The sequence below is a fragment of the Pseudomonas sp. TMP9 genome, from assembly GCF_037943105.1.
Taxonomy (GTDB): domain Bacteria; phylum Pseudomonadota; class Gammaproteobacteria; order Pseudomonadales; family Pseudomonadaceae; genus Aquipseudomonas.
The window spans coordinates 381831-405683 of the sequence record NZ_CP149803.1 but is presented as its reverse complement, the minus strand read 5'-3'; the positions used below and the strand labels follow the sequence as shown (position 1 = coordinate 405683).

21 protein-coding genes are annotated in these 23853 nt (G+C 55.6%); 7 read left to right on the top strand and 14 right to left on the bottom strand.

Features of this window, described 5'->3' with window-relative positions; genetic code table 11:
- Window positions 1-251 precede the first annotated feature (251 nt).
- Complete coding sequence (locus WF513_RS01925) at window positions 252-743, bottom strand: type II toxin-antitoxin system VapC family toxin (RefSeq protein ID WP_339081075.1); 492 nt, start codon at window positions 741-743, stop codon at window positions 252-254.
- Entirely contained in the window at window positions 740-1729 is a 990-nt protein-coding gene (locus tag WF513_RS01920) for an ImmA/IrrE family metallo-endopeptidase (protein ID WP_339081074.1), read from the bottom strand. Before WF513_RS01920 ends, WF513_RS01925 begins: the two co-directional genes overlap by 4 nt.
- 78 nt (window positions 1730-1807) lie before the next feature.
- On the opposite strand from WF513_RS01920, the gene WF513_RS01915 reads away from it, so the two are divergent.
- From WF513_RS01915 to WF513_RS01895, 5 genes are all read left to right on the top strand, one after another.
- Window positions 1808-2206: a hypothetical protein gene (locus tag WF513_RS01915; RefSeq protein WP_339081073.1), complete on the top strand. Its 399-nt coding sequence runs from the start codon at window positions 1808-1810 to the stop codon at window positions 2204-2206.
- 638 nt (window positions 2207-2844) lie between these two features.
- Window positions 2845-3621 carry an NERD domain-containing protein gene (locus WF513_RS01910; protein ID WP_339081072.1) on the top strand — a complete coding sequence of 259 codons (777 nt, stop codon included), beginning with the start codon at window positions 2845-2847 and terminating at the stop codon, window positions 3619-3621.
- 171 nt (window positions 3622-3792) lie between these two features.
- Complete coding sequence (locus WF513_RS01905; RefSeq protein WP_339081071.1) at window positions 3793-4902, top strand: DUF4297 domain-containing protein; 1110 nt, start codon at window positions 3793-3795, stop codon at window positions 4900-4902.
- 59 nt (window positions 4903-4961) lie between these two features.
- Window positions 4962-6695 (top strand): hypothetical protein, encoded by a 1734-nt coding sequence (locus tag WF513_RS01900; protein WP_339081070.1) that lies wholly within the window; start codon window positions 4962-4964, stop codon window positions 6693-6695.
- Window positions 6696-7218: 523 nt separating this feature from the next.
- The gene (locus tag WF513_RS01895; protein ID WP_339081069.1) at window positions 7219-7818 is read left to right on the top strand and encodes a nucleotidyltransferase family protein; all 600 of its coding nucleotides are present in this window, start codon (window positions 7219-7221) and stop codon (window positions 7816-7818) included.
- On the opposite strand, the gene WF513_RS01890 is transcribed toward WF513_RS01895, so the two are convergent.
- The 9 genes from WF513_RS01890 to WF513_RS01850 all read right to left on the bottom strand — a co-directional run bounded on the left by WF513_RS01890 (window position 7796) and on the right by WF513_RS01850 (window position 16436).
- Window positions 7796-8764, bottom strand: a complete 969-nt coding sequence (locus tag WF513_RS01890) for a radical SAM protein (protein ID WP_339081068.1) — start codon at window positions 8762-8764, stop codon at window positions 7796-7798. The two genes, WF513_RS01895 and WF513_RS01890, sit on opposite strands and share 23 nt — an antisense overlap.
- A complete protein-coding gene (locus tag WF513_RS01885) occupies window positions 8761-9099 on the bottom strand; it encodes a putative quinol monooxygenase (RefSeq protein WP_339081067.1) in 339 nt (112 codons plus the stop codon). The genes WF513_RS01890 and WF513_RS01885 overlap by 4 nt, the downstream gene beginning before the upstream one ends.
- 28 nt (window positions 9100-9127) lie before the next feature.
- Window positions 9128-10339 (bottom strand): XdhC family protein, encoded by a 1212-nt coding sequence (locus WF513_RS01880; protein ID WP_339081066.1) that lies wholly within the window; start codon window positions 10337-10339, stop codon window positions 9128-9130.
- A gap of 13 nt (window positions 10340-10352) precedes the next feature.
- On the bottom strand, window positions 10353-11573 hold the full coding sequence (locus WF513_RS01875) for a cytochrome c (RefSeq protein ID WP_339081065.1): 1221 nt from the start codon (window positions 11571-11573) through the stop codon (window positions 10353-10355).
- A 10-nt stretch (window positions 11574-11583) separates the two neighbouring features.
- Window positions 11584-13776: a molybdopterin cofactor-binding domain-containing protein gene (locus WF513_RS01870; RefSeq protein ID WP_339081064.1), complete on the bottom strand. Its 2193-nt coding sequence runs from the start codon at window positions 13774-13776 to the stop codon at window positions 11584-11586.
- Window position 13777: 1 nt separating this feature from the next.
- Complete coding sequence (locus WF513_RS01865; protein ID WP_339081063.1) at window positions 13778-14239, bottom strand: (2Fe-2S)-binding protein; 462 nt, start codon at window positions 14237-14239, stop codon at window positions 13778-13780.
- Window positions 14240-14336: 97 nt separating this feature from the next.
- Window positions 14337-14528, bottom strand: coding sequence for a hypothetical protein (locus tag WF513_RS01860; protein WP_339081062.1), 192 nt, complete (start codon window positions 14526-14528; stop codon window positions 14337-14339).
- A 168-nt stretch (window positions 14529-14696) separates the two neighbouring features.
- Window positions 14697-15731: an NADP-dependent oxidoreductase gene (locus WF513_RS01855; RefSeq protein WP_339081061.1), complete on the bottom strand. Its 1035-nt coding sequence runs from the start codon at window positions 15729-15731 to the stop codon at window positions 14697-14699.
- A gap of 111 nt (window positions 15732-15842) precedes the next feature.
- Window positions 15843-16436, bottom strand: coding sequence for a TetR/AcrR family transcriptional regulator (locus tag WF513_RS01850; RefSeq protein ID WP_339081060.1), 594 nt, complete (start codon window positions 16434-16436; stop codon window positions 15843-15845).
- 272 nt (window positions 16437-16708) lie between these two features.
- On the opposite strand from WF513_RS01850, the gene WF513_RS01845 reads away from it, so the two are divergent.
- Together WF513_RS01845 and WF513_RS01840 are read left to right on the top strand one after the other, a co-directional pair.
- Window positions 16709-17329, top strand: a complete 621-nt coding sequence (locus WF513_RS01845) for a glutathione S-transferase (RefSeq protein WP_339083371.1) — start codon at window positions 16709-16711, stop codon at window positions 17327-17329.
- Between the two features lie 444 nt (window positions 17330-17773).
- Window positions 17774-18430: an endonuclease gene (locus WF513_RS01840; protein WP_339081059.1), complete on the top strand. Its 657-nt coding sequence runs from the start codon at window positions 17774-17776 to the stop codon at window positions 18428-18430.
- 218 nt (window positions 18431-18648) lie between these two features.
- Here the strand turns inward: WF513_RS01840 and WF513_RS01835 are convergent, their stop codons facing one another.
- From WF513_RS01835 to WF513_RS01825, 3 genes are all read right to left on the bottom strand, one after another.
- Window positions 18649-20427 (bottom strand): acyl-CoA dehydrogenase C-terminal domain-containing protein, encoded by a 1779-nt coding sequence (locus tag WF513_RS01835; RefSeq protein WP_339081058.1) that lies wholly within the window; start codon window positions 20425-20427, stop codon window positions 18649-18651.
- Between the two features lie 167 nt (window positions 20428-20594).
- Window positions 20595-22391, bottom strand: a complete 1797-nt coding sequence (locus WF513_RS01830; RefSeq protein ID WP_339081057.1) for an acyl-CoA dehydrogenase C-terminal domain-containing protein — start codon at window positions 22389-22391, stop codon at window positions 20595-20597.
- A gap of 97 nt (window positions 22392-22488) precedes the next feature.
- Entirely contained in the window at window positions 22489-23778 is a 1290-nt protein-coding gene (locus tag WF513_RS01825; protein ID WP_339081056.1) for a GGDEF domain-containing protein, read from the bottom strand.
- Window positions 23779-23853 lie beyond the last annotated feature (75 nt).

Genomic DNA, 23853 nt, shown 5'->3' with positions numbered 1-23853 from the left:
AGAAGCCAGTCTCTTCGCCCGGCCGGCCAGCCTCAGTTTATGGACAGTGGACGGGCCGCTCCCATCTTGGGTGAGTTCCACATCAGGTAGAGGTCATCACGCTCTTTGGATTTTCGCCACGCGAAAAAATATGACCAATAAGTCACCGCGTTATTTTCGCCACGCGAAAATCTAAATCAGAAGCCTCGGGCCGATACACACACCCGACAACCTGGCCCGGTCAAAGCTGAACATGTGCGTACTCAATCTGACTAAAGCTTGCGCCAAGTACTCAAGCGTAACTGGCATGCTTCTGCCGGGAGGCGAGCACCTTGGGAGAGCATCGACTCGAGAGCATATGCAGCCTCATCGGCATGAATAACACTATGCTCGAGCATGCTATCCAGCAACCAAAGAGCGCCGCGAACTTGCAGTCCGTCTGATGAGGCCTGGCGGCGTAGCCGGCCATCACCTGTCAGTAACGGGTAGCCCGTACCTTGAGCGAGGAGATAGCACGAGACATCTGCCAGAGAACTGTTGTTATGTTCATTGCTCAGCCGAAACAACTTGGCAATGCTCTGCTCATCCATTGTTTCAACAAGCAGCCCTCTCCCTAGCAGCTCAGCATGGGCAAAATCTTTCAGCTCCCGAAGAACAAAATCAGTGCAGCAGAATGCAAAAGGCAGCCCGAACATTTGCTCCAGCAGCCCTGCATTCCTAAAGTCGATCAGGATGTTTGTGTCACTGATATAGACCTTACTCATGCACGCGCCATCGGGCCTGAAAGATCTCCGTCCAGCGCACTGACCGGCTTTCGTAGCAGTTCTGCTGCACGAGACTTGCTGAATAGCCCCTCAGCCAGCCCCCAGAAAACAAGCGATTCAAAACGCTGTGGAGGCTTGCACTCTTGCGGTTCAGGTTCCGACTTACGCCATCCGCGCTTGCTGAATTGGATAGTCAGCGCTTGATAGCCAGGCTCGCTGAGCAGATGGAGATCCTTCAGACGGTACAACGCAGCCTGCATGGATAAACCGTACTGCCGTTTCGCGATCAACAGCTCCTGCGGGTGGACGTGTGAACGTTGGTGGCTACCGAAGTCACTAGTGACGCAATGTGCAGGATAGAGAAATGAGCCCGCAAAGCGATGACAGCAGCGCTCCTTTTCATTTTCTGGCATTTGTTCGGGTAGCTTCATCACCCAATGCCCAAGCTCGTGTGCTGCGGTGAAGCGCATCCGCTCACCCGGTCGCTGAGCGTTGAGGGCAATCAGAACATGCTGGCCGTCCTCGGTAGCGGCACAAGCACCATCAAAGTCGTCAGGCCCGTCTAACAGCGCAACCTTGATGCCGTTCTCTTCCAGCAGCTCGGTGAAATTTGCAATAGCGTCGCCGCCAATCTTCCAGTGCTCACGGAGCGCGCCCGCAGCTCTCTCAGCATCCTCAATTGAGGCCACGTCAAGAAACTGGAACGGAGTAGGCGGAGCCAGGATGTCGGCAGGATCGAAACAACTTTCCAGAGCGATGTAGCGCTCCAAATGTTCACGGATCTGCTCTTTGACCTGTTCCTGACGATATTTGGGCATTTTTGCGAGTTTGCGAAACTCCAAAGGAGCCAGCGGCACAGGTTCTGCGCGAAAAAAATACTCCGGGCTAACATTCAGAGCATCTGCCAGCTGCAACAGGCGGGTCGAGTTAGGAGCAATCAGCCCCTTCTCAAGCTTGCTTAAACCTTGCTTGGTGATGTCTCCCATCTGTTGGGCCAAGGCCTCTAGAGTAAGACCTCGAAGTAGCCTGGCGCGTCGTATTCTGTCGTAAATCATGTGCCCCCCTTGGTTGACAAAAATACTATAAAGTCACTTTTTGTCAACCAAGCAACCTCAAGAACCACCTCGAATGAGATGCGCGTACACCTATTCCATCCTGCGCTTTGCGCCTTTTGCCGAAACCGAAGAAATTGCCAATGTCAGCATCATTCTTACGGCTCCGGCCATCAGGCGTTTAGCCAACAAGCGCTGGCCAGCCGTGCTGGTGTCGCGCGCACCACGGTGGCACGCATGGGAACACTGACCAAAGGTGATATGAGCGTGTCGGTGCTGGTTCGGCTGCTCGAGGCAGCTGGCTATGATCTGAAGCTGATAAAGGCAGAACACCTGAATTTCTATCTCAACGACGAGTTGTCTGCACTGTTGAGCAACGTGAACAATCTGCCACCTGCGGTACGTGGGTAAATTTCCCAGTTTTTTACCCACGTTCTTCCGGTTGTGAGTAAAAAATCAAATTCCTTACCCGTGACATATCGGCGTGACTAGCCGCACGGGTAGCCGTCCTCAGTCCATGGACAGTGGACGAACCGCTCCCAGCCTGGGTGAGTTCCAAATCAGGTAAAGGTCAGCACCCGCTGCGGATTTTCGCCACGCGAAAAAATGTGACCAGCAAGTCACATCCTCATTTTCGCGACGCGAAAATCTAGACTAGCGAGGAATGTCCCCATGAGCAGCGAGCTGCTGACACCCTATGACCTTCCAAATACCTAGCCGATGATGAAGATATAGAGGTGTTTCTGGCCGGCGCGGAAGTAACCGGCGATGCCAGCTATATCGCGCAAGCACGGAAAGTGGCAGAGCGAGCCAAGGCGATGATTCAAGCGAAATACCAAGCCAGCAGCGGCAACGGTCTATGCCGACCTCAGCAAAAATCAACGCGGCGGCTGAAGCTCAAGCCTGAACGCGTGCGTAGAGGCGAGTGAGCCGAATAGCCGGAATATTCAGCTCACGCAATGAACCGATTGTCGCCATTGAATACGCTCGTCCATTTACGCTGACTTTCGGTACTATCCGCTTAACTAAGGATTACCGAAGGTTAAGAAATGGACTTCACCCCTATCATCGCCCAGGTCTGGGGCATGTTGAGCTGGTTTATTCCACTCATGCTGCTGATCACGCTGTTCAAATCACCTTGGGGCAAGGGCTATATCGGCGAACTTCTGGTGCGGCTGTTCGCCCACTTTCAACTGGATAAGCAAACCTACCGCCGCCTGCATAACGTCACGCTGAACACGCCAGACGGCACCACGCAGATCGATCACGTATTCCTCTCGCCCTTCGGTATCTTCGTGCTGGAAACGAAGAACATGAGCGGCTGGATCTTCGGTAGCGAGAAACAGGCGCAGTGGACGCAGAAGCTCTACAAGCGCACGTTCAAATTCCAGAACCCGCTACGGCAGAACTACAAACACCTCAAGGCTCTGGAAGCCACCCTTGGGGTTGATCCCGAGCACCTGCACTCGGTAATCACCTTTGTCGGCGGCAGTACCTTCAAAACCGAAGTGCCGGCCAACGTGACCCAAGGCATCGGCTTTATCGGCTATATCCATTCATTCCAGCAACCGGTATTCAGCGAGGCTGAAGTCGACGCCATGCTTCACGCCCTGCAAACCGGCCGCCGCGCCCCCACCCTCGCCACCCACCGCGAGCATGTGCAGAACCTGAAGCGACGGAGTGATCCGACAGCAGAACGGCAATGTCCAAAATGCGGCAGTGCCCTGCTGATTCGCACCGTGAAGTCAGGGGCGAAAGCGGGGCAGCAGTTTTGGGGATGTTCGACTTTCCCCAAGTGCCGAACGATGCAGGTCTTTGAGAGGTAGAACAATGAAACGATCAAAGAATGGCCGGGCACAAAATAAATTTGTCCCTTTTTTCTCCTGTTTGACAATTTTCTTTCAACAACGAGATCGTAGCGTTTCGCCATCAAAAACCATAAACGGGAGATGCTTGATGGTTTCTCAAGACTTTGAAAAGTTTTTTAAGGAGCCGCAATGAACGGAACAACCAGCTCCAGCAATCCACTTGGCTCGGCTCAGCGAGAGCACGCTGGTGCGAAAACATTCGAAAAGTACGAATATCAATATCATTGGGCGCTATGCAAAATACTTGAGCGCCACGCAGACACTCAAGAGTATGTGGTTTTTGTCGAATACCATGAAGATGTAATCATCGGAGACGGCCTGGACCCAGCATCAGTAAAATTCGACTTCAATCAGGTTAAAAATTATGCGACAGGTAAGTGGACCCTAAACCGAATACTGAAACGCAAAACAAAAAAAGATGGCGAAAAGGAGTTATCCATCCTTGGAAAAATGATGGATGGCGTTAACAAAAAGGGGCTGTATGATCGCCTGCGCTCACTCGGCCTTGTTAACACAAGTGGATTCAATCTAGAGCAAATAGATAAAGACCTTGAGCTCTCTATCATTAGTACGGGCGACTTGACGCCCGAGTGCCTACAGCAAATATCAGATGCTCTTAAATCTGAAATCGGCTCCAATACAATCCCAGAAACCCTGCGCTTTATTCTATCGGATCTGACATCTGAATCATTTCAAGATGCCTCGATAGGTCGCCTCTCGAACATGATTGAGTCCAAGTGGCCCGACTCTAAATACAAACCTCATAGCATCTATTTGTCATTAATGGATGATCTGCGCCGTAAAGGGATGATAGCTTTCGACTTTTCGAAGTGGGAAGAATGCGTACAAAAAAAAGGGCTCACTTCGATAGATGTGCAAAAGGTAATTGACCTCTATCTTCAGGACCCTTCGGCCGATTCTGATTTAGCCTTGTTCAGATCAGTTATGGACATATTGTCGGTCAAGCTTCACCTTCGCATACCGTTGATTCATGCGTTCAGGCGGTACTATCAGGAGCACAAATATGGCAGGTCCATGCCCTACTTGAACTCATGTAAATCAATCAGCGAAGCTATTGATAGCATCCTCGACGCGCCGTCGGCTGAAGAGCTTACCGAAAGTGCCGGCATATTCATTCCTGCAGTAATTTCAAAAATGGAAGCCTCCGCAGTAGATGCATTTCCAGATGAACAAACATTAGAGGCAGCAATAATTTATGAATTATCAAAAAAAATCTAACACTTCATCAGGATTAGAAAACTATAAATTATTAGTTAGAAACCTAAGGACTAAGCGTTATGAAAAAAATGATATTCAAGCAGGTGACAATAATATCGGATTCCCTAAAATGTGGCGGGCAATTCGAGTTAAGTCCGAAGCTGAACCTAATAACAGGTGATGACAACAGCATCGGAAAATCAACACTTGCAAAAATTCTTTTATGGGCGGTTGGCTGCGACCCACACTTCGATACGACTTGGGTAGCCCTTGACGTTCTAGCACTCGTAGAATTTAACATCGGCGAAGAGAGCTACGCAACCGCGAGAAAAGGCAACCAAATCTGGCTAAAAACTGGTTCAAGCTGGCAAAGGTTCCCAAAAATCACAGGGGACTACTCAAATCAATTCGCCAAACTTGTTGATTTCAATGCCCTGCTGCCCAGCCGTGACGACTCAGCCTCTCTTGAAGTACCACCTCCTGCATTCTTTTTTCTACCTTTTTATCTAGACCAACGCGAAAGTTGGTCGAAGGCTTGGACGTCCTTCTCGGGTTTACTTCAGTACAAAAACTGGCAGCGTACAATAATTGAATGTCACACAGGTTATTTAACTGACAGGCACTTTTCTATTGAAAAGCAGATCGCAGCAAAAAATGATATCAAGCAAGATGCCGCACAAGTAGTCGGCAGGATCGATACGACTTTATCAGTAATGAGCGAGTTCGTACCCTCATCTAAGCGCTTGCTGGCAGCCACATCGGCAGAAGTCGACTTCCTCATTTCTAATATAACGGACTCTCTTTCGGAGCTACAAGCTGAACAAGAGATGATTTTCTCTGAACTCGCCAAACAACAAATTGACAAAGAGCACACTTCAAGTCAGTTAAATATCGTAGAAAAAGCGATAAAATCACTTCAAAATGACTATATATTTTCCGTAGAGAATGTAGTCGGGGACGTACTGAACTGCCCGATCTGTGGAACAGAGCATGATAATTCTTTGGTGAATCGCTCTTCTATTTTAGCCGACAAGGACAGCGCAGCAGAGCTGGCCGCCAGCCTTGCTACCAATCTCTCTAAAATCACGGAAAGTATTGATAAAAATAAAACAAAGCTTTACGCCACTAAATCGAAAATATTTGAGATTGAATCACTCGTGGCGTCTCAATTGCCAAGCTCTGAAGATACCGAAGGTGATGATCCTACATCATTTATTGAGGGCCTTGCCTCCCTTGCGGTCCAGAGAAGAGTTGGGCAAAAACGCGATGAAAACAACATAATTATAAAAAACGTCGAACGGGAAAATCGCGCTTTTAAAAAGCAACAAAAAGGACTGCTCAGCAAAGACGAAAAAGAAGCGATGAATGACGAGTTCATGTTCAACCTGCAAAAGTACATCAGCAAGCTTAAAGCAGACGGTGTGAATTTATCTCAAGTGAGATCACCAAAAGACTACAAAAAACTATATGGAAGTGGCGGCGCAGCTGAAAGCGTCCGCGGGCTGCTGGCATACTACCTGGCCACTCTGCAACAGATTTATAAGTACAAAACTGTGGCAGCCCCGTTTATCATTGACACACCAAACCAGCACGAGCAAGTCAATCAATCATATACAGAAATTCTAGCACTGCTCAAAATAGACATTTCTCAACAGTCACAGATTATTTTATGCGCCATGGATCGAGAGGATCTTGCTAACTTCAAAGAAGATGCAAAAGTTATAAAACTTACTGATAAAAAGCTTTTGAGCGAATCAGGTTATGCGGCACATCGTGAGAGCTTACGTTTCTTAGATAATATCGCTGCTATTTGAGCGCAGCACTCAAAATTATCGTCAACTCAAACCTGCCCCCTTCCACATGAAAAGGGGACAGATTTTTCCCTATAGGTGACAACCAAACGTAAGGAGCAAACAGCCTGCAGCAGCTGAGCCTGACCGTCTCTCAGTACAAAAAACAGTACACTGGCGGTACAGTGCCCAGCTTTTACAGATTTCGCTCAATTACGCTTAACCCGCTCTACGACGCTACTTTCAGCTAACTGTACCTGCGCTAAGCTACGCACGATTTCACTGGGCTTACAGCGTTGCTAGGCAACTCATAATCCTTTGGTCCACGGTTCGAGTCCGTGTGGGCCCACCATATGAAACAACGACTTAGGCCAGCCATCGAGCTGGTCTTTTTCTTTTCCGTGTCGGAAGTTATTTTTTGGTCATCGTATTTGGCAGCGCTCTCTACGTGGTGACACATCTGCTCGTTGCCCGATACTTGTCTACAGGCCCACACTCAAGCACGGCGAGGATAGATAACCCGACAGACCATCAAGGACCGCTTACCATGACAGAACTGCACAGCAGGCCGGGCTGTATCGGCTTAGTCCTTGCCGCCGGCTTCGGACAACGCTTTGGCAGCGATAAACGCGTGGCTAAGCTGGCCAACGGTAGCAAGCTGCTGGCAGCAACATTGTTGCGGGCGCAGGAAGCCTTCAGTGATGTTCGGGTCGTGTTGAAGGTTGAGGACGATGCGCAGGCCTTGGCTATTCCGCCGGGCATTCAGGTGGTTCGTACAGCACAGGCCAAACAGGGCATGGGCTCAAGCCTGGCTGCAGGCATCCAAAGCCTGGCAAACACTCAGGCCACGGCGGTGGCAGTGCTGCTTGGGGACATGCCGTGGATTTCTCTCGCCACCCTGCGGCAACTGCAGTCGCAGGCCCACGTTGAACATATCGTCGTCGCTTGCTGCAATGGCCAGCGCGGACACCCTGTGTTGTTCGGCCGCCGTTTTTGGCCGGAATTGATGCAACTGCAAGGGGACAATGGGGCCAAGGGTTTAATCGCCACCCATGCGCAGCAGGTGATTGAGGTGAAGCTTGCTGATAGCGGCATTCTGCAGGACGTCGACACGCCCACTGACCTCAGCCCCCGAGCGATTTCATAATCAGGGCACTGCCGGTAAACGTAGCGTCCTGTTTATCCCCCAGCGCACGGCTGAGCAAACCTGCCAGCTGCGGGTGCGCCTGATCACTCGGCAGCGCCAACAGGTCGCCCATAAAATGCCCGCGATTCGAGGACAGGCATCCATATAACCAGCCCGTGGAGGACAAACGTAGGCGGCTGCAGCTACGGCAAAATGGCACGCTTTCATTGGCAATAATGCCGAACGCGCCCCCCTCGCTAATGTCATAGCGAAGCGCGGTGGAGTCTACTGGCGCTTCGGCCTGGCTGAATTCATAACGCTCACCGATGAGTTCCAGCAACTCACGCTGGCCGACAAACTGTGCGCGGAAAACCTCTGCATGCTGGGCTAAATGCCCCATCCGCATAAGTTCGATAAAGCGCAGCTCGTAGCCCTGCTGCACACAGAACGCCAGCATGGGCATAACTTGATCGAGGTTGCTGCCTCGCATCGGCACCATGTTGATCTTGATGCTCATGCCGGCTCGGCGCGCCTGCTCGATGCCGCTGAGCACCGTCTGCAGGTCGCCGCCCTTGGCAATCTTGCGGAAGGCATTCGGGTCAAGCGTGTCCAAGGAAACATTGAGCCGCTGGATGCCCGCGCTGCGTAATATCGGCAACTTGCCCGCCAACAACTGGCCATTAGTGGTCAGGCTAATGTCCTGAAATGCCAGCGTGCCTAACCCTCGAAGAAAGGGCTCCAACCTATCGCTCAGCAGCGGTTCGCCGCCGGTAATGCGCAACGCCTCAACACCGGCAACATCCCTGAGCAACTCGACTGCACGCAGCATCGCCGTGGCCGTCAGCTCATCGCGCGCGGCCACCAAGCGACGGCCATCGGCCACACAGTAGGTGCAGGCGTAATTGCAGGCCGCGGTGAGGCTCAGGCGCAGTTTGCGAAAACGTCGACCCTGTCGATCAACAATCACCCGACAACGCCGGCGTGGGAACCGATGGAGGGCTCGATGTCGTCCGCCAGCGTTTCGAGCACATAAACCTGACGCTCGCTCAACAGGTCGCCCAATAAATTGGCCATGGCCGTGTAATGTGGCATCTGCCGATGGCGCGCTATCGCCTCGTGACTGGCCCAGCGCTCGACGAAGATAAAACGACCGGCTTGTTCAATACACCGAGTGAGGACGTAGGACAGGCAGCCGTCTTCGGCGCGCGATGGCTGCACGCAGGCGCGCAGGACCCGCTCAACCTCCAACGCTTTACCGTCCTTGGCTGTCAGTACTGCTACAACGCTTATAGATTCACTCATGCTGATGGGTTCCTAGATTGATAAATCGTCAACGCTGCCCGGCGAAATGCCGACAACCCTTTGCAGCAATATCCGTTTCATCAAGGCCAGCCATCACCACAGGGTCGCTGTCATGGATGCTCGCAGACCTGAAGCGCAGACTGCCGCCACTGCGGCCATTGAGCACCGCCTGAATTTCCGCGAGCATGGCCATGGCCACGCTTTCCGGGGTGTCGCCGCCCAAGTCCAAACCAATCGGATAGTGCAAATATTCCAGCCCCGGCAGCTCGTCTTGCGGTTTAGCTAACTGCTCATGGATGCCGGCTAACAGGCGTTCGGTGCGCTCGCGCGGACCTAACTGGCCGACATAGCAGGGCTCACTGCGCAGCACGCCCTGAAGCCAATGCGCGTCTTGCACCAGGCTGTGGGTCATCACCGCTACTGCAGCCCCGCGCACTTGATCGCGGAAGGCGAAAGGCTGCTCGACATCGCCAACCAGCACCTGGTCAGCGTCGGCAAAACGCTCGGCGCGGGCGAAGTGCGCTCGCCCGTCTATCACCGTTACATGCCAGCCCAACAGCTTGGCCATGCGCACCAGCGGCTGGGCATCATGGCCCGCACCAAACACCACCAGACGCCGCACGGGCGGCAAGTACTCGAGAAGCACCTCCACCGGGTCTGAGCCATTCGGATAGAGACAGCGGGATGACTTACCGCGCAGCAAGGTTTGTTGCAGGTCTGCACGGATATGTTCAGCCAGCCCCGAGCGCAGCAGCTCGCCCCTAGCATGCTGCCCAGGCACCAAGAACAGGCGCGCGCCTAGGCGTGGTGAAGCACCCGTCGGGCTGGCAATCACCGTGGCGATGGCCGCTGGTTGTTGGGTGTCGCGAACGCGGAGTAAAGCATCGACTAACGCGCAGGAGCCGCTGGCCGGTAGACGCTCGAACAGCACGTGAACCTTGCCGTTGCAGCCCAAGCCGAAGCTCAGCGCTTCTTCGCTGGCCTCATCCGCCTCGGCGGTGCTGTAGCTGCGCAGCGCCGGCCCCGATTCGGTCAGCCACCAGGCTTTTTTTGCCACTTCCGCCTCCAAGCAACCACCACTGATGGTGCCCTCAGGCCTACCGAAACGCGACACCAACATGCGTGCACCCGGCCGTCGATACGCCGAGCCTTCGACCTTTACCACCGTCGCAAGCACCGCCTCGCGGCCAGCATCACGCTCGGTCAGAAGCGCATCCAGCAGTGCATTCAGACCCGACATGCGTTACCTCCGATCAATGCAGGGACTCGGTCCGCCGCTCGGCGACCGCGGGCACCGATACCCGTGCACCACTCTCGCCAAAGTGTTGCAGTACAAAGCTGCTCAGCGCGGCCAACTCTTGATCGTTGTAAATGGTGCCGAACGACGGCATATACCGGTCCACCGGGGTATCGGCCGAGCCGTGCCCGCTCAAGAGAATGCCCAGCAGGTTGCTGGCGGCAGGGTCATTAACCGTCTTCAGACCCAGCAGCATGGCCGTCGGGCTCTGGCTGCCGGTACCGTCCCAGCTGTGGCAACTGGCGCATGCCCCGGCAAACAGCTTATAGCCAAGGTCATTCTTGTTGGTCTGCCCCACCATCCCTGCCTTTTCTGGGCGAGGTACACCTTCGCTGCGCGGTGCTGAATCTTTGAGGAAGACAGCAATTGCCTGACGGTCAGCATCGGTCAAATGGCGCAAGCTGTTCTCCACCACCTCGGCCATGGGTCCCGAGGACAAGCCCAAGCCTGGCGCTGCGCCATCTTTTAAATAGCGCGCAAGCACGTCCGTGGGCCAAGCACCAATGCCGTGCTTAGGATCAGAGCTGATGTTGTAAGCGTTCCAGCCCTGAAGCACGTTACCGGCCAGCGAGCGGTCGCTGCTGACGGCTTGAAACAGGTTGCGCGGCGAATGGCACTCGCCGCAATGGCCCGGCCCTTCTACCAAGTACTTGCCGCGATTCCACTCCTCAGAATACTGGCTGTCCGCCTGGAACCGCTCGTCATCGAGGAACAGCAGGTTCCAGAAAACCATGCCCCAGCGCTGGTTAAACGGGAAGCTGATGTGGTTTTCCCGCGGGGCCTGTTCGACAGGCTCTAGGCTGGCGAGATAACCCTTGATCGCCAGAATGTCATCACGTGACATCTTGCTGTAGGCGGTATAGGGAAACGCCGGGTAATAGTGTTTACCATCGCGGCCCACACCCGTCTGCATCGCGCTGACGAACTCGTCATCGGTCCAGGCGCCGATACCAGTTTTTGTATCCGGGGTAATGTTGGGTGAAAACAGCGAACCGAACGGCAGCTTGAACTCGACACCACCGGCGAAGGGTTCACCGCCGGGCACGGTGTGGCAAGCCACGCAGTTGGAGGCGCGCGTCAGGTATTCGCCTTTAGCGAGCGAGTCGTCTTGCGCATAGGCCGCGTGCGCCAGCAGAGCAGCGTTGGCGAGCATCAGTAGATTGCTTATTAATTTCATCAGGTGCTCCTTAAACCGGGTAATAGCCGAAACGGCTCAGCGGCAAGCGACGAGTACGCTGACCCGATGCGGCAAATAGAGCGTTGACCAAGGCCGGGCCGATCAACGCAGTGCCCGCCTCGCCGACGCCACCCGGCGCCTCCAGACTCGGCAGCAGGTGCACCTCCACCGCCGGCGCTTCGCTGATCCGCAGCTGCCGGTAGTTGTGGAAGTTGGTCTGCTGCACCTGGCCGTTTTCGATCAGGATTTCGTTGAATAACGAGGCGGACAGGCCGAACAAGGTGCCGCCCTCGATTTGCGCCTTAACCGAGGTCGGGTTAGTCGCAAAACCGCAATCCACCACACTGACCAGACGCTTGATGCTCAAGCCCAAGTCGCCCTGCATCTCCAGTTCAACCAAGGTCGCCACATAGCTGCCGAACACCGCACTGACCGCCACACCACGGCCCTGCCCTGCGGGTAACGGCTTATTCCAGTCTGTTTTCTCGGCCAGCAAACGCAGCACCGCCTGGGCTCTTGGTTGCTCCGCCATCAGCTCCAATCGGTAAGCCACCGGGTCAGCCTTGGCGTTATGCGCCAGCTCATCAATAAAACACTCCAGGGCATAGGTCCCACGCAGCGGGCCCACGCCTCGCCACCAGGAAACGGGCACCACGCTCGGCTCCTGGCGGATATAACGAACCTGCAAATGCGCCAGGCTGTAGATAGGGTCCACGGCTACTTCGACGGCATCGGCATCCACACCGTTGGCCGGCAAGCTGCCGGCATAGCGGGCGAGAATCGAGGCGCCAGCGATGCGGTGTTCCCAGCCCAGCGGGCGCCCCTGCACGTCGAGGGCGGCCTGCATACGGTCGGCGTACAGCGGCCGGTAGAGGTCGTGGGTCATGTCCTCTTCACGGCTCCAGATCAGCTTGATCGGGTAATCAACCTGCCGCGCGATGGCCACCGCCTGGGTGATGAAGTCGAACTCCAGACGCCGGCCAAATGCACCGCCGATAAGCTGGTTGTGCACCTGGATTTTTTCCACTGGCAGCCCGGTGACTTGAGCTGCCGTCTGCTGAGCGAACACCGGCACTTGGGTGCCGACCCACAGTTCGCAGGCATCTTTACGCACATGGGCCACACAGCTCATGGGCTCAAGCGGCGAATGTGACAACAGCGCCTGCTCGTAAACCGCCTCGAACTGGCTGGCCGATTGCTGCTTGGCTTGTTCAATGTCGCCGGTGCGCTTGGCGACCACGCCATCACGGCTACTGGCGGCGAGCAGCTCCTGGTCCAATTGCGCTGAACCAATCGCGGCATGTGGGCCGAGGTCCCAGTCGATTTTCAGCGCCTTGATGGCCTGCTGACAGGCCCAGAAGTTACTCGCGGTGACGGCCACAGCATTGTCCAGGCGCACGATGTCGCGCACGCCAGGCACTCGTCGCGCCGCTGTGTCATCAACCTTGAGCAGCCGCCCGCCATACACCGGACAGGTGATGCTGGAGGCCACCAGCATGTCAGGGATTTGCAGGTCGATGGTAAAGCGTGCCTTGCCGTTAACCTTCGCGGGCGTATCCAAACGCTGCGCGGGGGTACCCAGCAGCTTGAACTGCTCGGGGGTTTTCAGCACAACGTCGCTGGGCAGTGGCAGCGTCGCAGCAGCCTCGACCAGTTCGCCGTAGTTAGCCTGCAGGCCATTGGGGCCAAATACTTGGCCGTTCTGCGCGTGGCACAGGCTCGGCGCGACGCGCCATTGCAGAGCAGCCGCCTGAATTAACAGGATGCGCGCCGTGGCACCAGCACGGCGCAGCGGCTCCCAGGTATAACGGGTAGAGGTCGAGCCACCGGTGGCCTGAAACTGCAGCAGGGTGTCGGTATACAGCGCCGAGTTCGGTGGCGCTTCCTGGATCATCACCTGATCCAGAGCAACCTCCAGCTCCTCTGCCACCATCATGGCAATACCGGTTTGCGCGCCCTGACCCATTTCAATCTTCGGTGAGATCACCGTGACCACGCCATCGGGGCCAACGCGGACAAAGGCACCGAAACCCTCAGCAGAGCGGTCGCCCAGCCGACCTGCGGCGGCTGCCTCGGCGGCGGCACTTTTGGACACCAGCGGCGGTAGCCAGGTACTCAATACCAGGCCGCCGAGGGCGATGCCGCTGCCCTGCAAGAGGCGGCGACGGGACATGTCAACAGTCACTTCGTTAGGTTTTTTCATCTCACGCCTCCTCTACACGGCCAATACTGTGAATGGCCGTACGAATACGGGTGTAGGTGGCGCAGCGACACAGATTGCCCGCCATGGCAGCATCAATCGCTTGGTCATCGGGCGCGGGGTGGCTCTGCAGCAGAGCAGTCGCGGCCATGATCTGCCCTGACTGGCAGTAACCGCATTGCACCACCTCGTGCGCTAGCCAAGCCTGCTGCACAGCTTGGCCCACAGCCGTCTCACCGATAGCCTCGATGGTGGTGATCGACCGACCCGCCACAGCGGAAATCGGCGTCACGCACGAACGGATCGGCTGACCATCGAGGTGCACGGTGCACACGCCACACTGGGCAATGCCACAACCATATTTTGTCCCGGTCAGGCCTAGCACATCGCGTAGGACCCACAGCAGGGGCATATCCGCTGCAACGTCAACCTGCTGCGACTGTCCGTTGATGATTAACGCTTGCATGGTATTTCCTCTGCTTAAAGTGTCGATGCCGACAACCTTGGTTATCGTTTCTTTCATTTCTTACGGCACGTGACGCTCACTGAAGCAGCCTCACGTACTACTGATTAATTTGCCTTAAACGAGCAACCAACCACCCAACCAGCGGGAAGGCGATGAGCGGAGTGAACGGCAGCAAAGCCACCACCTCCACCAAGACCATAAGTGGAAAACTCAAGCCCTGGATCAGCGGACCTAAGACACTCAGCACCAACAAGAGTGCTGGATAGAGCTCCAGAAAACCCACCCACATACGTCACAGGGCGGCGTTTATTTGATGCGCTCGCTTACCGCGGCAGGCATAACAGCTCTGCAGCTATCCGCCGCGCCTGATGACCTGGATTGTTTAAATAAAAAAGCCCTACCACCCAGGAACTTGAGATGGCAGGGCAATAACCTGTGTTATGCCGGAAACAAGCAATCAATCGTCGCTGACACGTACAACTAATTTTCCAAAATTATGGCCTTGCAACAGCCCGATAAAGGCTTTGGGTGCCTCCTCTAAACCACTCACCAAATCCTCGCGATACTTGATCCGACCCTGCGCAAGCCAGCTCGACATCTCGTTAAAGAACTCGTCGTAGCGGTGCGCGTAATCATCAAAAATAATGAAACCTTGCACATTAATACGCTTACGCAGAATGGCACCCATCAAGGACGGCAAACGATCTGGCCCGCTCGGTAAGGCGGTATCGTTGTAATGCGCGACAATGCCGCAGACAGGCACTCGAGCCTTGGTATTCAGCAGCGGCAGCACCGCATCGAAGACCTTGCCACCGACACTCTCAAAGTAGACATCAATACCTTCAGGGCAGGCCTTGGCAAGTTGCTCGGAAAAGTCCGCTGCATGGTGATCGAGGCAGGTATCAAAACCCAGCACCTCGACGGCATACCGGCACTTTTGCGCCCCGCCCGCCACACCAACCACATGGCAGCCCTTGATCTTGCCGATCTGCCCTACAGTTGCGCCGACGGGCCCGGTAGCAGCGGCCACCACCAGCGTTTCGCCTACCTGCGGCCGGCCAATATCGAGCAGGCCCATGTAAGCGGTGAAGCCCGGCATACCCAATATGCCGAGGGCATAAGAGGGCTGTGTTGGCGAATCGCCTAACGCAGTCAGGTCGCTACCATCGGAGATGGCGTAGTCCTGCCAGCCATTAAAAGACATTACCCAGTCATCCACTTTGTAAGCCGGATTTTTCGAGGCCACCACGCGGCACACGGTGCCCCCCACCATGACCCCGCTGATGTCCACCGGCGGCGCATAAGACGGTGCATCACTCATGCGACCGCGCATGTAAGGGTCAAGTGAGAGGTAGACGGTGCGCAACAAGACCTGCCCCTCTGCAGGCTGAGGAATTGGGCTGTGCTCAATGCGAAAATTGGCATCTACAGGCGCGCCGTGCGGGCGCGATGCCAGCACAATACGTCGATTGATTTGCTTTGACTGAGGCATGTTCAAACTCCTAAATGGGTGTGAAAGGCAGCTGTATCAAGGCTAATAATTAGACCAGTCGGCTATTTGGCAGGCAGAGACCGCTCACTTAAAGGGCGGACAACCGCGCCATCAGGCTTTGTTAAAAGCCAGCGTGGTCAAGGTCGTGGCCATCGCGTTTTCCAGCGACCGACTATTGCGGTGCAGCTTGCTCAGCAGGCTGGCCCCGAGCCACAGCTGGTAAAGAGCGGTAGCTGTTTGGTAAACATCACACTGCGGCAGAGAAGCATCGCGCTGCCCCTGCTCGATACATCCAGCGATACGCTCAATAATATGATCCGCACCATCGCGCAGCGTGATACGCATGGACTCTGAAAGATCCGCCACTTCAGCGCTCAACTTCACGACCAGGCACTTCTGCTCATCGCAGGGCTCACAGTAGCTATCCAGCCACTTCTGCCAATAGCCCATAAGCCGCTCGCGAGCGGTGTTACCAGTTACGGCGAAACGCTCATCCATATTCGCCAAGTAATTGCGGAAGTAATCTTCGAGCAAGGACTGGCCGAATTGCTCTTTGGATTTAAAGTAGTGGTAGAACGAGCCCTTGGGCACGCTTGCGGCCTGCAAAATCTCGTTTAAGCCCACGCCTGTAAAGCCCTTCACGACCATTATCCGGTGGCCGGTGTTGAGTAAATGCTGGCGCGTGTCATCGTAATTTTGCTTCATAGGGGGCAGGTTACCAATAAATTAGACCAGTCGTCTACAAGGGATGTTAACGCCTCGCTATATCAATATGCCCTCCACAAGACCCACACCAGGCCCCGACTGAAGGGCCTATCCACTGACAAAAGCGGTACGTGTTGAGCCTATCTTGGGCCATACCAGTAAATAATAGACCGGTTGACTATTGAGCGCGTAGCCTATGCCGTGCAGCAACCCCGTTACCTAGGCAGCAGCAGCGTCTATAAATGTTCGGCGCCTCCCACGGAGCTAAATCGATGATAAAACTTCACCACCTTAATGCTTCACGCTCCATTCGCATCCTTTGGCTGCTAGAGGAAATAGGTGAACCGTATGAGCTAATCAAATACGCCCGCGATGATAAAACCCATTTAGCCCCCGCCTCACTCAAGGCCATTCATCCTCTCGGCAAATCGCCGGTGATTGAGCTAGATGGCCAAGTGATTGCAGAGTCCGGCGCGATGGTGGAAGTGCTGATTAAGCGCTTTGCACCTCACTTAGCGCCTGATGAAAATTCAGCTGAATACAGTGATTACCTCACATGGATTCACTTCTCAGAAAGCTCAGCCATGCTTCCGCTCTTATTAAAAATATTTAATGAGTTTGAAATAAAGTCCGGAACGGATCTTAAATTTCTTAACGACTACGCTGAAACTGAATTTAATAACGTTTTTTCATACCTGAACGACTACCTGAATGGTAAGAACTTTTTAGTCGCGGACCAACTTACAGGTGCAGACTTCATGCTCGGATTTGTAGTGAAGGGCGCACTCAAATGGCTCACATCCGAGAGCAAATTCCTGCATATCCGACGTTATGTTCGTAACCTTGAAAATCAAACAAGCTTTAAACGAGCACTGGACATCGATGCCAACTGAATCAGCCCACGCTTTGTCAGCGCCGCGATGGCCAACCTTGGGCTGACTGCAGCCAGTCACTGCTTAGGCTTGATTATTGTTGCAGTTGCCATCCCCATAAACGTGGCACGTTTATGGGGGCAGTCGTAATACGCGCACGCGACCGCTGCTTAACCACAGGCGACGATATGCTCGGCAATCAACAGCGGCAACCTTCGCGCTTCACGCATGGTGAGCGGTGCCTCGACAGAAAAGCTGACCAAATGGCAAGCCGTCCTCGGGCCATGGACAGTGGACGCAGAGCGCGGGTCATTGTGGCGATCCACAGTAAAGCGTGTAAGCCACGGCTTACAGCCTCGTAACCAAGCAAACGCTCGGCTTTATTTTGTGACGCAGGTCTTGTTAGACTCGGTATTGTCTTACAAAAACAACAAACGCCGTCAACGGCGGTCACTGGGGCCACACATGCGCTCATTGTTTCTTGCTATTGGCTGCGTAGCAGCCACCATCAGCCCATTGGTATTGGCTAACGGCCAAGACCAAATCTCCGATCCTAAAGCCGCTGTGCAACAGTTCTGGGGCCAGGTGTATGGCCAGGGCGGCACCACCTTGTATTGCGGCAAAGCTTTTAGCGAGGAAAGCGGCCAGCTTAAAGCCAGCGCGATTTACAGCACTAAACAGCTCAAAAGCTCCCTGCGCTGCATCACCAACCGTCAGTGCGGGATCATGAACCCGCGTTACGTTTATATGGCATCTGACCTACATAACCTTTACCCGGCCCTGACTCGCGTTGAACTGGTGCGCCGCAATGCGCAGTTTGGCGACTTGGACGACAGCGTGGCGAGCAAATTCGATGATATCGGCTGTGATATGAAAACCAGCTTCCAGATGGTCGAACCGCGCGATGAAGCCAAGGGCAATGTCGCTCGGGCGATTTTCTATATGCACGTTGAATACGGCCTGCCAATCGTTGGCCAAGTGCAGGTGTTTAAGCAGTGGCACCAGATGGACCCACCCGATGCCGAGGAAAAAGCCCGCAACGATAAAATTGCCAGCCTGCAAGGCACGCGTAATCGCTTTATCGATAACCCAGAATTGGTCGAGCAGCAGATCAACAACTGATACTCATCAGCCTTGCTTTTTTTCAAGGCCCGCACAGGCAAAGCTGCTCAGGGGAATAAGCCGGGCAGCCTTATAGCGGTCATTGAGGCCATCAGCGCATTGCCCGTCTCTGAACGCAATGGGCTGACCTTAGGCGCGCGGCACCCGGCAAAACTCGCTGATTAACAGGCGTAAAAAAACCGGCTCGCAAGCCGGTTTTTTTACAGTGCCTAACGTGCTTAGAACTGCGCAGCGTCGAGCAGATACAGCGACTCACTGCCGGCCTTAACCGAGGCGGTCAGCGAGTGGATGCGCGGCAGTAGGCGGGCGAAGTAAAAACGCGCCGTGCCAAGCTTGCTGACGTAGAACTCATCCTGCCCCTGCTTGGCCAGCGCGGTGCGCGCCATCAGGGCCCACATGTAGGCATATGCCGTGTAGCCGAATACCTGCAAGTACTCGACCGAGGCCGCGCCGACTTCATTGGGGTTGGCTTTGGCGCGCGCCAGCAGATCAGCGGTCATCAACTCCAAGTTGGCGATGGCCTCTTTCAGGGGGTTCACGAACTCAGCCAGTGAGGCATCAGCCGAATCGGTGAAGGCTTTGATCTCGTCAGCGAAGTGTTGGTAGAACGCACCGCCACTGCCGACTACTTTGCGGCCGACCAGATCAAGCGCCTGGATGCCATTGGTGCCTTCGTAAATCTGGGTGATGCGGCAGTCACGAATCAGCTGCTCTTGGCCCCACTCACGAATAAAGCCATGGCCGCCAAAGATTTGCTGCCCGTGTACGGTGGTTTCCAGCGCCATGTCGGTGAGGAAGGCCTTGGCCACCGGCGTCAACAGGGCCACCAGTTCGTCGGCACGTTTACGGGTGGTGGCGTCTTCGCTGAACTTGGCGGTGTCGAGTTGCATGGCCACGTAGCTGGAGAAGGCACGACCACCCTCGTTCAGCGCTTTCATGGTCAGCAGCATGCGGCGTACGTCTGGGTGCACGATGATCGGGTCGGCGGCTTTGTCTTTAGCCTGAGGCCCAGTCGGTGCGCGGCTCTGGATGCGGTCGCGAGCATACTCGACAGCGTTCTGGTAGCTGCGCTCACCCAAGGACAGGCCCTGAATACCGACGCCCAGACGCTCGTAGTTCATCATGGTGAACATGGCCGCGAGGCCTTTGTTCGGCGCATCGACGATCCAGCCGGTGGCGCCGTCGAAGTTCATCACACAGGTGGCCGAGGCCTTGATGCCCATTTTGTGCTCGATGGAGCCGCAGGACAGTGCGTTTTGCTCGGCCAGAGAGCCGTCAGCGTTGACCATGATCTTTGGTACAAGGAACAGCGAAATGCCTTTTGGCCCAGCGGGCGCGTCCGGCAGCTTGGCCAGCACCAGGTGAATAATGTTCTCGGTCAGGTCGTGCTCGCCGCCGGTGATAAATATCTTGGTGCCGCTGATCTTATAGCTGCCGTCGGCTTGCGGCTCGGCCTTGGTGCGGATAATGCCCAAGTCTGTGCCGGCGTGCGGCTCGGTCAGGCACATGGAGCCTGCCCACAGGCCGGAGTACATGTTTGGCAGGTATTTTTCTTTTAGCTCTTCGCTGGCGTGAGCGTTGATCGACAGGCACGCGCCTGCGGTCAGCATCGGGTACAGACCAAACGACAGGTTGGCTGAGTTGACCATTTCCTCGACCTGCGCCGAGATCGCCTTGGGCATGCCCATGCCGCCGAAGAGCGGATCACCACCCACGCCCACCCAACCACCATCGGCGTAAGCCTGGTAAGCCTCACGGAAGCCGGCCGGGGTTTTCACCGCACCGTCGGCCCAGGAGCAACCTTCTTCGTCGCCACTGCGATTGAGCGGCGCGATGACACCACCCGTGATCTTGCCGGCTTCTTCCAAAATGGCCGCCGCGGTATCTTCGTCGACCACGTCCGCCAGGGCCGGCAACTGGGCCCACAGCTTGGACACTTCAAATACTTCGTTGAGCACGAAGCGCATATCGCGCAGGGGAGCTTTGTAGTCAGCCATGGAGCAAATCCTCGGACGAGCAGCAGGTGTAAAGGTGGGCGTGGAGTCTAACCGAACACCTTTTTAGACACATAGCGTCGCGTCATGACTATAAGGTCACAACGCATCATGCACGCCTAAAATAGCAAACCCGCCGAAAGGCGGGTTTGCTAAGGAGCCTGCGCCGGTTACAGCGCGAAATGCTCAGCAGGCAAACGCATCAGGCATTCACTGCCGGCCTCGGCGCCCGCCAGGTAGGTGGCGGTGCGCGGCAGCAAGCGCTTGAAGTAGAACTCACAGGTGGCCAACTTGGCTTGGTAGAACGCCGCATCGTCAGTGCCTGCTGCCAGCTTCTGCTCGGCCACTTCGGCCATGCGCAGCCAGAAATAGCCGAGGATGACATAGCCGGAGTACATCAGGTAATCCATTGATGCAGCGCCCACTTCATCTGGGTTCTTCATGGCTGCCATGCCGATTTTCTGTGTCAGCGCGCCCCACTGCTGGTTCAACCCAGACAATTGCGCGACATAGCCTTTGAGCTGCGGATGCTCGGCCTGACTTTCACAAAATTTATGGACGATTTTGGTAAAGCCACGTAGCAGCTTGCCTTGGCTGCCCAGCACCTTGCGCCCGAGCAGGTCGAGGGCCTGGATGCCGTTGGTGCCTTCGTAGATCAGTGCGATACGGCAATCACGAACTAACTGCTCCATGCCCCACTCACGGATAAAGCCATGACCGCCCAATACCTGCATGCCGTGGTTGGTCACCTCTAAACCGCTTTCAGTCATAAAGGCTTTGCAGATCGGGGTCAGGAAGGCCAACAGGTTTTCGGCCTCTTCGCGCTGCTCGGCGCTGGCCGCGCTGTGCGCTTGGTCGATTAACTGCGCGGTAAAATAGGCCAGCGCGCGGTTGCCTTCGTTGAGCGCCTTCATGGTCAGCAACATACGCCGCACATCGGGGTGCACGATGATCGGGTCGGCAGATTTTTCCGGGGCTTTAGCGCCTGTCAATGCACGCATTTGTAAGCGGTCGTTGGCGTATTTGATCGCGCCTTGGAAGCTGGTTTCACCCAGACACAAACCCTGCATGCCCGTGCCCAGGCGCGCGTGGTTCATCATGGTGAACATGCAGTTGAGACCCTTATTAGCCTCGCCAATCAGGTAGCCGGTCGCGTCGTCAAAGTTCATCACGCACGTGGCGGATGCCTTGATGCCCATTTTGTGCTCGATAGAGCCGCAACTCACGCCGTTGCGTGTGCCTGCTTCGCCCTGCGCATCAGGTACAAACTTAGGCACGATAAACAGCGAAATGCCCCGAGTACCGGCGGGCGCGTCGGGCAGTTTAGCCAGCACCAGATGCACGATGTTTTCGCTCAGGTCGTGCTCGCCGGCGGAGATAAAGATTTTGCTGCCGGTGATGGCATAGCTGCCGTCGGCCTGAGGCACCGCGCGGGTCTTGATCAGGCCCAAGTCGGTGCCGCAATGGGCTTCGGTCAAGCACATGGTGCCGGTCCAGCTGCCTTCGGTGAGCTTGCTCAGGTAGGTGTTTTTCTGTTCGTCGCTGCCGTGGGCGTGAATGGCCGACATCGCGCCGTGGGTCAGACCTGGGTACATGCCCCACGATAAGTTACTAGAGCCCACCATCTCGCTGACGATCAACCCCAGCGAAGACGGCAAGCCTTGGCCGCCATAAGCCGGATCGGCAGCCAAGCCGTTCCAGCCGCCCTCAACGTACTGGGCAAAGGCTTCCTTGAAGCCTTTGGGCGTAGTCACCACGCCGTCGTTGATTTGGCATTCCTCTTCATCACCGGAGCGGTTCAGCGGTGCCAACACCTGCTCACAGAACTTGGCACCCTCGCCCAGGATGGCGCTGACCATGTCTGGCGTGGCATCACTGGCACCCATGGCGGCGTAACCGGCATGAAAGTCGAAGACCTCGTCGATTAGAAACTGCATATCGCGCAGGGGGGCTTTGTACTCAGGCATGCGGGCTGCTCCGGCAACTAAATCGTGGGTAATGAGCCTACGCTGAGGCCCAAGCCGCGCGGTCACAATCACACTGCACATGCTGAATACAGCATCATTAGCGGCGTGCGGGCTCCAGCTTGATCGCCCCGCGGCGCTGGCCATAACTGCGAATGCAATTACGCCCGGCGCCCTTGGCGTTATACAGCGCCTGATCGGCTGCTTTAAGCACCTCTTCGGGGTTACGCTGCTCCAAACCGCGCTCAGCCACACCCATGCTAATGGTCACCGACACGTGCGTCGCCGCAGTGCCTGCGCGCTTGGCCCGACCTTGCTTATCGCTCTGTGGCCGCTGCTGCTTATCACGCAACTGGATGGAATAGGTCTCGATGGACTGGCGGATCAGCTCAAGATGAGGCAAACACTCTTCCAGTGTTTTGCCGGGGAACACTAACGTGAACTCCTCACCGCCGTAGCGATAGGCTTTGCCGCCGCCGCCAATCTTGCGCAATTGGCTCGCAACGACCCGCAGCACTTGATCGCCAACGTCGTGGCCGTGGCTGTCGTTGAATTTTTTAAAGTGATCGACATCAGCCATGGCGATCACGTAGCTGCGACCCATGCGTTGCAAGCGCTCGTTCAAGGCGCGCCGCCCCGGCAAGCCCGTCAGTTCATCACGAAAGGCCATTTGATAAGCCTCATGCACCACGGCCGCTAAGAGGATCAACATGATCTGGCTGCTCATTACATTCAGCGCATTGGGCAGAATGAAGGTGTTCGGCAGCATCCACAGCAGACCACACAACCCTACCAACTGCGCGGCATGCAAAGGCCGTGGCGTACGCAAATACTGCACCAGCAACAAAACCAGGCCGAGCACAAACACCGGGTACGCCAGCTGTATCAGCGCTAGCCACTCGACCTGCAGCGCTGGCCAGCGCACCACTGACAACCACTGCAATAACGCGCCAGGGAAACGCTGCGCCAGCCCCACCGTCACCGCACTGACCGCGAGTAAAACAGCTGCACGTGCGACCAAGTCCTGCAGCAGATGGGTACGTTCTTGCCAGGCGGCATACAGGCTGTAGAGCAGCGGCAGAAGCAGACTGCCAAGATGAAAGGTCAGCGCGGCATCGCTGCGCACTTGGCCAGTTAGGCGAAAGTGATCGACTTGGGTGTCCAGTAGGAAATAGCCGAGGTACAGCGTCAGCAGCAAGAACACCTCGCGCTGGCGACCATAGACCAAGCAAAACGCCCCACCGAGCAAGAGCAGCAAGGTCGGCAAGACGTTGAACAAAGAGCTGAAAAACTCGCTCAGGACCGCCAGCCGCGCCAACAGCAGACCGCCAAACAGGAGCAACAGCGAAGGCAAAAAATGACCGAAGCGCACAGCAGCAAAACGCGACAAAGCAGGCTCCAGGCAGTGGCAAAAAGTGGTTAACGCCGAGCATTTTGCCTGTAAACCGAGGGTTTCACACGGAAC